The organism is Spirulina sp. CCNP1310, from assembly GCF_034932185.1.
GTDB lineage: Bacteria > Cyanobacteriota > Cyanobacteriia > Cyanobacteriales > Spirulinaceae > Spirulina.
On sequence record NZ_JAYGHW010000027.1, the window covers coordinates 1 to 13,807 of the forward strand.

The 13,807-nt window shown below is 48.5% G+C and carries 11 protein-coding genes and 1 pseudogene; 4 read left to right on the plus strand and 8 right to left on the minus strand.

The window, feature by feature from the left end:
- The first annotated feature begins 50 nt into the window (after positions 1-50).
- Entirely contained in the window at positions 51-482 is a 432-nt protein-coding gene (locus VB712_RS07610) for a hypothetical protein (RefSeq protein WP_323253755.1), read from the plus strand.
- A 36-nt stretch (positions 483-518) separates the two neighbouring features.
- On the opposite strand, the pseudogene VB712_RS20430 reads toward VB712_RS07610, so the two are convergent.
- From VB712_RS20430 to ffh, 8 genes and pseudogenes are all read right to left on the minus strand, one after another.
- Positions 519-596, minus strand: a pseudogene (locus tag VB712_RS20430) (nucleotidyltransferase); the annotation flags it as partial.
- Between the two features lie 216 nt (positions 597-812).
- Entirely contained in the window at positions 813-1,622 is an 810-nt protein-coding gene (locus VB712_RS07615) for an ABC transporter permease (RefSeq protein WP_323253757.1), read from the minus strand.
- A gap of 3 nt (positions 1,623-1,625) precedes the next feature.
- Complete coding sequence (locus VB712_RS07620) at positions 1,626-2,483, minus strand: ABC transporter permease (RefSeq protein WP_323253759.1); 858 nt, start codon at positions 2,481-2,483, stop codon at positions 1,626-1,628.
- A 131-nt stretch (positions 2,484-2,614) separates the two neighbouring features.
- Complete coding sequence (locus VB712_RS07625; protein ID WP_323253761.1) at positions 2,615-3,916, minus strand: ABC transporter substrate-binding protein; 1,302 nt, start codon at positions 3,914-3,916, stop codon at positions 2,615-2,617.
- Positions 3,917-3,940: 24 nt separating this feature from the next.
- A complete protein-coding gene (locus VB712_RS07630; protein ID WP_323253763.1) occupies positions 3,941-5,107 on the minus strand; it encodes an ABC transporter ATP-binding protein in 1,167 nt (388 codons plus the stop codon).
- A gap of 281 nt (positions 5,108-5,388) precedes the next feature.
- The gene (locus tag VB712_RS07635) at positions 5,389-6,588 is read right to left on the minus strand and encodes a GGDEF domain-containing protein (protein ID WP_323253765.1); all 1,200 of its coding nucleotides are present in this window, start codon (positions 6,586-6,588) and stop codon (positions 5,389-5,391) included.
- 640 nt (positions 6,589-7,228) lie between these two features.
- Positions 7,229-9,028, minus strand: a complete 1,800-nt coding sequence (locus VB712_RS07640) for a Piwi domain-containing protein (protein ID WP_323253767.1) — start codon at positions 9,026-9,028, stop codon at positions 7,229-7,231.
- A 386-nt stretch (positions 9,029-9,414) separates the two neighbouring features.
- Positions 9,415-10,869 carry a signal recognition particle protein gene (ffh, locus tag VB712_RS07645; RefSeq protein WP_323253769.1) on the minus strand — a complete coding sequence of 485 codons (1,455 nt, stop codon included), beginning with the start codon at positions 10,867-10,869 and terminating at the stop codon, positions 9,415-9,417.
- A gap of 192 nt (positions 10,870-11,061) precedes the next feature.
- Here ffh and VB712_RS07650 point away from each other — a divergent pair, with 192 nt between their 5' ends.
- From VB712_RS07650 to VB712_RS07660, 3 genes are all read left to right on the plus strand, one after another.
- Positions 11,062-11,889, plus strand: a complete 828-nt coding sequence (locus tag VB712_RS07650) for a Uma2 family endonuclease (protein WP_323253770.1) — start codon at positions 11,062-11,064, stop codon at positions 11,887-11,889.
- Positions 11,890-11,971: 82 nt separating this feature from the next.
- Positions 11,972-12,715: a Uma2 family endonuclease gene (locus VB712_RS07655; protein ID WP_323253772.1), complete on the plus strand. Its 744-nt coding sequence runs from the start codon at positions 11,972-11,974 to the stop codon at positions 12,713-12,715.
- A gap of 270 nt (positions 12,716-12,985) precedes the next feature.
- Positions 12,986-13,807: PAS domain S-box protein (locus VB712_RS07660; RefSeq protein WP_323253774.1), on the plus strand; the 822-nt coding region annotated here is incomplete at its 3' end.

Genomic DNA, 13,807 nt, shown 5'->3' on the forward strand with positions numbered 1-13,807 from the left:
TTTGAACTCAAGTACAATCATTCTCTTATGCTAGCATATCTGGCGTAAGAATGCGGCTAAAGCCGCCGTTGCTTTTCATCCCTGGGTTAAAACCGCATTGCTCTCAAGCTATCGGGATATTCCGTAATGAACTGGCAAAAATTCCAGAACGTCTCGATCATTTAGCAAGCGATCCGGGTCTGAAGGTCTTTCCACTTTCAGAGCCGATGCTGGAATGCCAAGTATCTCTTGGTGCAATGGAGTTATCACTTAAGCCCTATGACTTAGCGATTCTTGGCGCAATTTTAGTTAAAGGGGAAGAACTGCGCAGAGCGGGACATACTTGGATTGGTTTTTGTGAATTAGATTCTGATCTTCAACCTTGGGATAGATCTGGTGCCAGGAAACCTATTCTCAGCGCACTTTATAATAATTTTCAAATATGGGTGTACAGTGACTTCTTGGTAGAGGATATTGAGGAACTTCCTACTGGTTGGATTTGAACATAGAATATCATCAGTTCTGGGGGTTGTAACATATCAAGCAGGAATTGAAGATCCCGTTACATAAATCACCTGGGCGGCGGAAAGGATTTCATGGCGGCGTAAGTAGTTGCGATAGGGTTGCTGTCGCTTCATCGGTTTTGATCGTCCGTTCTCTCCCTGTTTTAGCAATTTCTAGCAGTTGTTTGGGTTTATTTTCTACCTTATAGGATCGAGTCACCTGCTCAACAAGCTTTTGCTGGCCTCCTCCCCCAATCTGAATAAAGCCAAGAGACTGGGGAAAGGTTCCAGTTCGGCCATGGCGATCGCCAGCGGTTAATTTTGGCGTGATTATCCCTGTTGGCGGCGGGCGAGATAGCGATAGGCGAAATAGGCTGAAAGGATCATCGTGAAGGAAAATAGCGTCGTCAACGTCCCTAGGGCATAGAGAGCAGGTGATGTGACGTTGGTGGTCATGCCGAAAATTTCTAGGGGGAGCGTGTTGTATTGCCCGGATACCAAGGAGGTGCGGGTAAATTCATCATAGGAAAGGGTGAACGTCAGCAACCCGACACCGATTAAACTGGGGGCAATCAGGGGCAGGACAATTTCCCCAAAGGTTTTAAAATCACTCGCGCCGAGATCCCTGGCCGCCTCCTCGTAGGCGGGGTTAAAGCGGTTGAAGATGCCCAACATGATTAAAAAGGCAATGGGCAATGTCCAAGACAGATGCGCTCCCAATCCCGATGTTAGCCAATTCGTCGGCCAGCCAAAGACTTGGAACATCACGCCAATCCCTAGGGAAATGAGAATACTGGGAACAATTAAACTGGCGATGGTTAAATAAAATAACGGCGTTGCTCCCTTAAACCGTTCCCGAAACGCCATGCTGGAGAGTACCGAAGTGGCGGCAGCTAAGAGGGTGACGATTGCCCCCAATAGGAGCGATCGCCCAAAGGGTTCAACAAAATTCCCCACCCGCTGCTCCTGAAACACCTGCCCCAACCAATAAAAGCCAAAACTCCGAATCGGGAACGTTAACGTGCCGTCGGGGCCTTGGAGGGAGAGGATAAAAATCGTGAACATGGGGCCATAAAGGAACAGCACAAATAGCCCGAAAAATACTGCTAAAACATAAAAGGAGAGCGATCGCTTTTGCATTGTTTATAACTCCTTGCGAATATTCACAACCCGTAAAATCCCCACCACCAAAACCAACGTCACCCCCAAAAGTACCATCGCATTGGCCGCCGCCAGGGGATATTGCACACTTCCGATTTGCGTTTGAATCAACTTGCCAATGGAAGCCGCCTGACCCCCACCCATCAGCCGCACCGTCACAAATTCCCCCATCACCAATGTCACAATAAAAATTGACCCAATGGCAATCCCCGGAGCCGAAAGGGGCAAAATCACCTCCCGAAACACCCCAAATCCCGAAGCCCCCATATCCTCCGCTGCCGTCACCAGGTTGCGATCGATCCGCATCAAACTATTAAAAATCGGGGCAATCATAAAAATGATGTAAAGATGCACCATCCCCAACACCACGGCAAAATCAGAATAAAGTAAAAATTCTAGGGGTTGCTGAATTAAACCCACCCCTATTAATAACTGATTAACTAACCCTTCTTTCCCCAACAACGGAACCCAAGAGATCATCCGAATAATATTCGATGTCCAGAAGGGGATCGTACAGAGCAAAAATAGTAAAACTTGCCATTGTAATTTGGGTACATGGAAGGCGAGGAAATAGGCCACTGGGTAGCCAATCAGCAGCGTTGCGAGCCACACCAACCCGACGAACTTAAACGTATTCAGGTAGGTTCTCAGCGTCACATCGGAGCTAAATAAACTGGTATAATTTTGAAACGTAAACGCGGGGGTCATGGAGTAGCCCGTAAATTCCCAAAAGCTGACCACAGCAATAAAGACAATGGGAACCACCAAAAACATTAAAATTAAAATGGTTTGGGGCGTAACCAGTAGATAGGGCTTTAAAGATTTCCAATGTTGATCCATAAAATCTATTTTCCTTGTCAAAATCAATCATTAACCCGGTTTGTAGCGAGAACTTCAGACCTCATCTTTCGGCATCTTGCCCTAGAAACCAGTATTGTAGGGGCGAAAAACCTTTCGCCCCTCATCAAAACCTAAGAAGCCACAAATTCGTTCCACTTCTGGACTAAATAGGTATTTTCTGCCATCGTTGAATTCCAGCAGACGATATTGCCGCACCGTTCTTCAAAGGAACCGCCATCACGGGTTGCCCCTGTTTTGGCCAAGGTTTTACCGAAGGGATCCACCATATCCTCCGTTGCTGCTTTGCCTTCATACCAATAAGCCCATTCCGCCTCCGACATATACTTCTTCGCATTCTCCGGAGCCGCACTATAGTAACCTTGACGACCTAAAAAGGCTCCCACCCAACCCTCTAACATCCAGTTGATATATTCATAAGCAACATCACGAGCCATCCCCTCAAGATTTTTCGATAGCCCAACGCCACCGCCCCAGCCGCGATAACCTTCTTTTAAAGGTGCATAAATGCATTCCGTTCCTTGGGATTGCACCGCCGTTACCGCTGGCGACCACATCGATTGCAACACCACCTCACCAGAGGACATCAAATTCACCGATTCATCAAAGGTTTTCCAAAAAGCGCGGAATTGCCCGGCTCGTTTTTGCTCCTTCAAAATATCAGTAATTTTGTCGATTTCTTCACGGGTCATATTCCCTTTATCCTCAAAGGTCATTAACCCTAAAGCTTCCGCCACCATTGCCGCATCCATGATGCCAATTTGGGGAATATCAAGAATAGCGGTTTTACCCCGAAATTCTTCATTAAACAATTCCCCCCAACTTTCAATCGTGCGACCGACTAAATCAGGGCGATAACCTAAAGTATCCGCGTTGTATTGGAAGGGGATCAGCGTGGCGTATTCTGTGGGGGTTTCAGAAAATTCTTTAGAATCAGCCCCAGTGAGATACATCACCCGATAAGGCGATGTGCCTTGGGATTTTTCCACCGGCATCCCATTAAATTCACCTGTGGTAAAGAAGGAAACAATTTTATCCCAATCGGTAATTTTGTTAATATCAATGGGTTGTAAGTTACCAGAAGGCACAACCAGAGGTAAGCTGAAGTATTCACCATCAAAAATATCATATTGCCCCGGTTGGGTGATGGCAATTTGGTTATTTTCTTCGGTACTCAATGCCCGCATTTCAAGTTTAATACCGAGGTCTTCCTGGGCTTTATCGCGAATTTCGTTGATTTGTGAAACTCCAGTACCAATCAAACGGAGGGTGACATCTTTGCTGCTGTTGGTGTTCACCATCGGTGCAGAATCGGGATTACTGGGGGTTCCCCGTTGGCCGCAACTGGCGGCAACGGCGGCGGCTCCGGTGGCGAGGCCGGCATGGAGAAGTTGACGACGGGAGAGTTTAGTCATGTTTGGGTTGATGAATGAACGAAATTAATGGGGTAAAAATACGCCATCGTGGGCAGACCAGCGCAGGCTGACGAGTTGCCCCTCTTGCCAGCCTGCTTTGTGCCAGTCTTCAGTGCGGGCTTTATAGAGGATTTCTTGGCCGGTGGCTTCGGTGATTAAGCCGACACGGGTGACGTAGCCGGTGAGTTCGATATCGATGATCCGGGCGGTGATGTGGTTGGCTTGGGGGTTGGGGGTGTCGGTTTCGTTGTTGGGAAGGAGGGTGAGGAGGTCGGGACGCACTGAGCAGGCGGCGGCACTGCCGACGGGGAGGGCTTGACCTCGACAGAAGAGGGAGCCTAGTTCGGGGATGGCAAGCTCGATGATATCGAGGTCGTTCTCATCGGGGGCAGCACTGATCACTGTCCCCTCAAAGATGTTGTTATCGCCGATGAATTTGGCGACAAATCGGGAGGCGGGGGTGGCAAAAAGATCCTCTGGGGTGGCTACTTGGTCGATTAAGCCGTGATCCATGACGACGACTTGATCGGAGAGGGCGAAGGCTTCTTCGACGTGGTGGGTGACTTGAATGAACGTGAGGCCAAATTGTTTTTGAATTTTTCGCAGTTCGCTGCGCATCCGTACCCGCAGGTTTTCATCGAGGGCGCTGAGGGGTTCATCGAGCATGAGGACTCTGGGACGGGTGACGAGGGCGCGGGCGAGGGCGATGCGCTGCTGTTGACCGCCGCTGAGTTGGTGGGGTTTACGATCGCTCGTATGGCTCAACCCCACTAATTCTAAAATTTCCCCGACACGGGTTTTGCGTTCCTGGGGGGCAATGCCGCGCATTTTCAGGCCAAACTCGACATTTTGCCAGATGGTTTTATGGGGGAAAAGGGCATAGTTTTGGAACATCATCGCGGTGTTCCGTTTGGCGGCGGGGAGGTGGGTGACGGGGCGATCGCCAATGTACACCTCCCCACGGGTGACGGTTTCATGGCCGGCAATCATCCGCAAAGTTGTAGTTTTACCGCAACCGCTGGGGCCGAGGAGGCAGCAGTAGGCTCCGGCGGGAATATCCAGGTGTAGATCTTGAACCGCGACGACGGGGCCATAGCGTTTGGTGAGCGATCGCAACGCAACCCCCGCCGCTGCCTGGGCGATCGCGCTAAAGGTGGCGGGGGGAGAAGCCGTAGAGGGGGTCATGGGCATAGGGAAGGAAAAAGGCAGGCTAAAACTGGGGTGGCAGCTAACAGAGTTCTGAACAATGCCCCAGACTTAACCTTGAGTCCTGTATACTCTCTTGCCTGCAACGGTAAAGTATCGAGGAATACCAATAGTTATCCTCCACCTCACCTAAGCCTTGAGGGGTCTGAGCTACCGGATGGCGATCGCCTCCTCGCCCTCACAAATCGTTTTTGTCCATCCGCTGTCATCAATTGTTCCCGAACGCTCACACCGATCACCTTTTCTGCTTTTTTAAATTCAATTAATCATTCGATACAAACTCGATTACGCCCTTCAGTTTTAGCCCTATATAAGGCGATATCTGCGCGTCTGACTAGCTCAGTGACGTTCAATAGATTGGCATTCAAAGTTGAGACTCCAAAAGAAGCGGTTACTTGAAAAGCAACTGATGGATCAGAATAACTGAATTGAAATTGAGAGATACCTAGTCGCAAGCGTTCTGCCACAATAAAGGCTTCTGAGCTTTCGGTTTCCGGCAATAAAACCATGAACTCTTCCCCACCGTAACGCATTACTAGATCACTGGGTCGTACTAACTGTTTTAGTAAACTTGCCGCATTTTTAAGAACGCTATCCCCTACCAAATGACCAAATTTATCGTTAATTAATTTAAAGTGATCAAGATCAAACAAAATGATCGAAAAGGGTAGATTGTTTTCAGCGTGGTAGGCAGCTTCTTGATCTAGTTTTACCCTCAAAGCTCTACGATTTGGCAATCCTGTAAGATCATCTATATTCGACAGATCTTCAAGTTTGCGATTAGCTAAAATGAGTTCCTTTTGTGCCTCCGTAAAATCAAGAATTGGAAAACAAAGGACTTGAGCATTAATGCAAATAATATTCAGGCATAATACACCTACCAAAATTCCCATGACTATTGTTTCATTAATGGTATCTGGATAGAGCCAGCCCAATAAAAGAATAAAAGACCTGACAATGAGAAGCAGAGATATTAGAAAATTCAGTCCGATGATCGCCCACACAATAATATTTTTGGGGGTAGCAAATTTAAGCATATAAATTCCTGGGATAGAGTAAAAGATCCCATTGATTATTGATGTATACATTCCAGGTATCCATTTGTCATGCATAATCCAGCTTAAAAACAAGAACGTAAATAACAGCACAAAAGCTATGACCCCTAAAATAATTTTTGAGCGTCTTTTTCCCAAAAATGAGTCAATGGAAAACCCTAAGAAAATTGGCATTGCTAAAATCAAAACGTTTGCTAAGGGTAATGTGATTAGATTTATGCCATTTACAAATCTGTAAAGAAAAAACAGCCATCCTAAAGCAAACAAGAAACACCCATAGGCCAGCCATTGTATAAATGAGCGGTGACGAATTCCGAAAACGAAGAGCAAGAAGATTCCATTGATCAGAAAGTTCAAAACTGTAAGCAAAATCAATGTCTTTAAGTCAACTGAAAGTAGTATATTAGTCATTTTTGTGTGTGTCAGGGCGTAAAGATTTGGCTGTAAACCTTGTTCAGTATAAGTTTTGCGATAAGCTAATCAACATTCAAACTACACTGTACCAATCGCACTAAAACCCTTGTACAGAGAGGCTTAGAAAAACTAGGATGCAAATTAGCTGCCGATCAGCTTATACAGCAAGGATTTCAACAGTAAGTGACATTACTCTTGTCGGACTACCAATCCTTACATCAGGGCAGGTGCCAAAACTTTGTTTGAAGTGAGTTAACTATTGATTAAACTACAATGACAAGATAACTCTTTTGAGGAGGATTTTCCGACACACTGACGGACTAACTTCGATATTATGGGTGTTAGACCACGACTGGCGAATAACACTCTGAACATAGGGGATTATACACAATCCGGTTGTAGCGTTGATCTGCGTAGGGGCGTTGGCGTAAGCCTGACGGAGGCACAAGAATTTTTTGCCCCTACATCACTTACAGATTTACACGATCTGATTAAGCGGATTCCATATTATATCCCAACCAGAGTGATGGAAGTAGCACATGAGTTTAAGCGCCTTGATGGCGATCGCTAGACCGCCCACTTTCGGTAAATCAGGCGTAAAGATTCCACAAGGCGTTAGAGCCGCCTAATCCCCGCTTCACAGCCAAAAGGGTAAATGGCCATCGAGATCCGGAGGCTTAATGCCTTTTAAGGCCAAATAACCAATTTTATCGCTGTAGTAAATGGAAACAGGGAGACGCGGCTGGGGCACAGAACCGAGGTGAAGTAAGGTAAGAGCTAACACAGACTGAATGGCCCGTTCAATGCCCAAACTGGGATCACTGATCACAGATAAGGGTTGAGCCGTAGCGTTAGCAAAAGGGGGGAGTGAAGATACAAGTAATGCTTCTGTATCACTAAGTTTGAGAATATCACCTTTTTGGGGTTGTTGAACTTTACCCTGGGAATTAAGGCGATATAGGCGAGGGAAACCTGTTTTACGAATTTCAACGCAGTAAAACTGAGCATTTAATTGGATCGCAATTTCCCGCAAGATCTGCTTCTCTTCACCGCGAAAAGGGCCATCACGATGAATCACAACCCGCTTGCTCACAAATTGCGATCGCGGAAACAGCATTTCTAAAACATGACGGGGCAAAGTTTCCCCTTCTAAAGCACTGTCATGGAGGCGATAATTGAGGAGTTGTCCACCGTTGGTATAAATGCGGGTGATGGCGGTGGTGTTAATGGAACCGGGGGAATTTCGCTTGCGATCGCGGGCCACATCTAACCCCACGACAAAATCGGTAAAGTCTAAAGGTTGAGCCAATGTAAATAATGTATTTCCCGTTTTTGCGAGAATCCCCATCACGACATTATTCACTGCATATGGATTGGCTAGTGTTTGTTCATAGATCATTTGGCTAGGAATGCCTTGGTTAATCGTCAGCCGTTTGAGGCGATGATAAATTGGTTCACTGGTGGCTGTTTTTTGGGGTAATAGGGCCAAAATTAAATCAACAGATTGCTGTTGAATGTGATCAACGGCTTGTTCTAAAGTAGACAGAGATATTTCAGTAATGCGTTGGGTTGATGAAATATGGGTAGTAAAGCCAATAGCCTGCAAGCAACTTTTGAGGTCTTTAGAAAAACCCGTGTTGATCATATTCTTACGAGCATCAATTAAACCAATCTTCAAGGTTGAATTTTCAATAAATTGAGGGGCTTTGAGATAAACCCCATGGCGGCGTAAATTTTGAATTAACGTCTGTTTTTGATGTTCAGCAATATAATGATTGCCAAAACGGATCTGTTGGGAACAGCCAATGTGAGCAGCGGTGGTAAAAAAATGAGGTTGGCGTTCCATACTCACCCAATCCGGCTGTTTTCTGATGATTTTGGCTAGTTTTTCGACCATTTCTCGCCGTTTTTCGGGTTGAAGTCGGAGATAACTGGTCACTTGGGGTAAGTGGAGACCCAATTTTTCAAGCGTGACTAAATCAAGGCTAGGCTGTAAACATCCCAGCGGGTAATCATAGTTACCTTGCAAGCGAACCACCCATTCTTGAGGATCAGCCTGTTGAAGATGTTGACGGATGGTTTCTGTGGTTGCCAAACTGAGGAGGCGATCGCGGTGGTCATCCATCGGACCGACAATATCAATAATTTTAGCTTTGAAGTTTAAATTTCTGACTAAAACCCAAACATCAATTAAATCTTCAATATCCTTCAATTGCTTAATAACCTCTCCAAACCCAGCTTGAAGGATAATACGGGATTTAATAGCGATGGAAAGAGCAGGGGTGTTTTGAATCACCCAACCACGGGTTGTGTAATCTCTTTCGATTTTAATGTTATCGATAACCTTCACTTCTTGGGCAATGGTGTTTTTTAATGGTGATTTTAACTTGAAATTAATCACAGCGTTGGCATAATCTGCTTGATTTTGAACTGTCACCGCTCCCCCATCAGCCCTGATTCTCAATAGGGCACGAAAATTCTCCGGGTCTTTCTGCCAAACGTAACTACAGAGTTGCTGAAGTTCCTCAGTTTGTAAGTTTTGATTCGTGATTAAGCAAGGAGAACTCCAAACAAAATACCCATCTCGGCAGAATTCTCTCGCTTCGTAAACTAATTTACGCCCAACCTCCTGGCGATTCGATGGCTCAATTTCTAAACCGTAGCGGTAAATTTTGGGAATTCTATCCGTGTTAACCAGGATGAAATCAGCGCAAATCATACCCTGTACCTTGATGATTGAAAATTGTTCTTTCCTGATGAAATGTAGGGGCGAAATTTTTTTCGTCCCTTCGTCCCTTCGCCCCTGCCTGGGGTTATGCTTGCTTAAAGCGACCCAAACCCTTTCTTTTTCTTGCCTTTTTTCTTCTTCTTCCCTGCTGCATAGTCCCGGAAACCCGGCTGAGGCGCACCGCCACCACCGAACATTCCCCCCAAACCGCCGCCGCCCATTCCCGGCATTCCCGGCATTCCCATCCCCGGCATCCCTTGCCCCATTTGCTTCATCATCGTCCGCATCCGCGTGAAATCGGCAATCAATTTAGAAACCGCTTGGAGCGTGTGGCCGGAACCTTGGGCGATGCGATCGCGCCGACTGGGGGATTTGGCCAACAAATCGGGGTTTTTGCGCTCCTCCTTCGTCATCGAGTTGATCATTGCTTCGGTGATCTTTAGTTGTGCCTCCCCCTTTTGTAAATCGGCACTACTGAGCTTATTCATCCCCGGAATTAACTTCAAAACCCCACCCAGGGAACCCATATTTTTCAGCAGGCGCATTTGCTTGAGGAAATCATCAAAATCAAACCGCGCCTCCATGATTTTTTCCTGCATCTTGGCGGCATCGGCCAGATCAAACTCCTCCTGAGCCTTTTCCACCAAGGTGAGAATATCCCCCATGTTGAGGATGCGCGAAGCCATGCGATCGGGGTAAAAAGGTTGGAGGGCTTCCACCTTTTCCCCCACGCCGACAAATTTAATCGGCTGACCCGAAATGCACCGCACCGATAACGCCGCCCCGCCGCGACTGTCCCCGTCCATTTTCGTGAGGATTGCGCCGGTAATGCCGATTTCTGTATGGAATGTGCGGGTGAGGTTGGCGGCTTCTTGCCCCGTCATCGCATCCACCACCAGAAGCGTATCGTGGGGCTGCACCGTTTCTTTAATCCGGGCCAATTCGGCCATCATATCGGCATCGATCTGCAACCGGCCGGCGGTGTCGATAATCACCGTATCCACCCCTAATTCTTGGGCTTTTTCCACCCCTTGGCGGGCAATTTCCACCGGATCAGCATCACTCCCCAGATCGAAGACGGGGACATTAATTTGCGCCCCTAGGGTTTTGAGTTGGTCGATCGCCGCCGGTCGGTACACGTCAGTAGCCACTAAGAGACAACTGCGCTCCTCTTTGCGTAGGTGTAGGGCCAGTTTAGCCGTCGCCGTGGTTTTCCCCGTCCCCTGTAAACCGGCCATCAGGATCACCGTGGGGGCAGTTTCGGCATGGGCGAGGGGGGCATTGCTGGCCCCCATGATTTCCACCAGTTCATCGTGGACAATTTTGATAAATTGCTGATCGGGCCGCACGCCGGACAGCACTTCTGCCCCCAGGGCCTTCTTCTCCACCTCTTGGACAAAATCCCGCACCACCTGAAGGTTCACGTCCGCCTCTAACAGGGCGCGGCGTACCTCTTTGAGGGCATCTTTTACATTGCTTTCGGAGATTTTGTCTTGACCGCGTAGTTTTTTCCAGGCATCTTCAAGGCGATCGGCGAGGGCATCAAACATGGAGGATCAGGGGGTGAATTCAGCAGGGGGCCATGGCTAGGGCCTAACCCTTACCATAGCGCGTTTTGGTGGTTTCCTGAAGGGTCAAGAGGAGAGGGGCAGTGAATGCTCTGGGATTGGGGGGAGGGACTGCCCTAGGGCCTTGCTAAACTAAACAAGATGATTCCCCCTCACCCAGAGGAGATAATTCCAATGACCCTTTCCTTGGATCGTGAGCTACTCTACCCGGACAGTGATGGTCAGCCCATGGCAGATAACACCCTACAGTTTCGCTGGATTGTGCTGATTAAGGAAAATTTAGAACTGTTGTTTGCTGATCAGCCCGATGTGTTCGTGGCGGGGGATTTGCTTTGGTATCCCGTCGAGGGACACCCGGAAATCCGGGTCGCTCCTGATGCGCTGGTGGCGTTTGGTCGCCCCAAAGGAGAACGAGGATCTTATCAACAATGGCAAGAGGAGAATATTGCTCCCCAAGTCGTGTTTGAAATTCTTTCCCCCGGCAATCGTTTAGCCGAAATGAACAAAAAGCGGCAATTTTATGATGATTATGGGGTGGAAGAATATTATCTCTACAACCCAAACCGCAATGATTTAGATGGATTGTATCGGACAACAGAAGGATTGAGGGCGATCGAAGAAATCCAAAACTGGATAAGTCCTCGTTTGGGAATTCGTTTTATGTTAACGGGAACGACGTTGGAACTGTATCGTCCCGATGGGCGACCATTCTTGAGCTTTTTGGAGTTGGAGCAACGTGCTGAACAGGAACGCCAACGGGCTGAACAGGCTGACCAGATGGCTCAACTAGAGCACCAACGGGCTGAACAGGCTGACCAGATGGCTCAACTAGAGCGTCAACGGGCTGAACAGGCTGACCAGATGGCTCAACTAGAGCGTCAACGGGCTGAACAGGCTGATCAACGGGCTGAACAGGCTGATCAACGGGCTGAACAGGAACGCCAACGGGCCGAACGATTAGCGGCTCAGTTGAGGGCGTTGGGTATTGATCCGGAAAGCTAAATCCTGGAACTCAGTATATTTGTCCCAAAGATTTGCTAACCTAAACAAGATGATTCCCCCTCACCCAGAGGAGATAATTCCGATGACGCTTTCCTTGGATCGTGAGCTACTCTACCCGGACAGTGACGGTCAGCCCATGGCAGATAACACCCTACAGTTTCGCTGGATTGTTCTGATTAAGGAAAACCTAGACCTGCTGTTTGCTGACCAACCTGATATTTTTGTGGCGGGAGATTTGCTTTGGTATCCGGTGGAAGGACACCCGGAAATTCGCGTCGCTCCTGATGCGTTGGTGGCGTTTGGTCGTCCGAAGGGAGAGCGGGGATCTTATCAACAATGGAAAGAGGACAATATTGCCCCTCAAGTGGTGTTTGAAATTCTTTCCCCTGGCAATCGTCTGAAAGAGATGCTCAAAAAGCAAGAGTTTTATCACGATTACGGGGTAGAGGAGTACTATATTTACGACCCAGACCGCAATGATTTGCATGGACTGTTGCGCACAGGAGAGGGATTGAGGGCGATTGAAGAAATCCAAAACTGGACAAGTCCCCGTTTAGGGATTCGTTTTGTGTTAACAGCCACTACCTTAGAACTGTATCGCCCCGATGGGCGACCGTTTTTAAGTTTTTTGGAACTGGAGGAACGGGCAGAGCAGGCTGAACAACGGGCAGAGCAGGAAAGGCAACGGGCGGAACAGGAGCACCAACGGGCCAAACAGGCTGACCAACGGGCAGAACAGGAACACCAACGGGCGGAACAGGAACGCCAACGGGCGGAACGATTGGCCGCAAAACTGAGAGCCTTGGGCATTGACCCGGAAAGCTAAAGACGACCGTTCATTTAGTTGAGCTTTGAGGGGCGATCGCCACAATAGCTATAGAGGGCTACCCTAGCGTTCATCGTGAGGGGGCCGTAATTTGCTCTAGACTTGCTCTAAACTTTGGGAATTGCTAGGGGTTGGGCGCGATCCGCATCAGCGCAACGATCGCGCCACAAATTCCTCTCGGATTCCCCCAAGCCTGAGGGTTTGTGTAGTCCATCCATAGACTATTATGATCGCGTGGTTAATTCCTCCATCCCTAAAACGCAACGACTGATGAACAACCCCCAGCGGCTTGGTCTCCTTTTTTTTAAAACAACTGTTTTATCCCTCCTGGTTGCAGGGACGGGGATCGGGATTCTCTATCGTCTCGCCGTCCAGAATCAACAGGCAGAACTGGCCGATCGCCTCGCAGCGGAATTGGTGGCCCTCAGTGCTGACCCCACCACGGGGATTCAGCGGCTCAAAACCCAAGCGGAAGCCGATGGGGGGCCGGAGCAATTTGTGATCGGCCGGGAGGAAGGCGGAACAGTAACATTACCCCTGGATCAAACTGGGGCAGGGGTGAGCCAACCTTTAGAAAAAGCCATTGCGGGGGAAACGGGGACGTTTTGGAGTGGGAAGGCGATCGCCGCCTATGCCCCCATCCCTGACCAAGCCACCTGGGGGGCTGTGGTGCAAATTCCCCAACAACCCTTTAGTCGCCCCTATCTCCAAGTGGCGGTGATTACGATCATCGCGGCGATTTTCCTCAATGCCTTAGGAACGGCGATCTATTGGCTCCTCAGTCGTCATAGCCTGCGGGATCTCACCACCAGCGAAGCCCAACACCGGCTCATGGTGGATCAAGCCCCCGAAGCAATCATTACGATCAATGACAAGGCCCTGATCGAAACCTTCAACCCCGCAGCGGCCCAAATGTTTGGTTATAACCCCAATCAAGTCATCGGCCAAGGCATCGATCGCCTCATGTTGGCCTTTGCTGATGGGGAACTGGAAACCGCCCTGTTCGGCAACGCTACCCTTGTGCAGCCAACCACCACAGCCATCCAAAAACCCACCACCAGCCCCCTCCTCACCGCTAAACGGGAACTGATG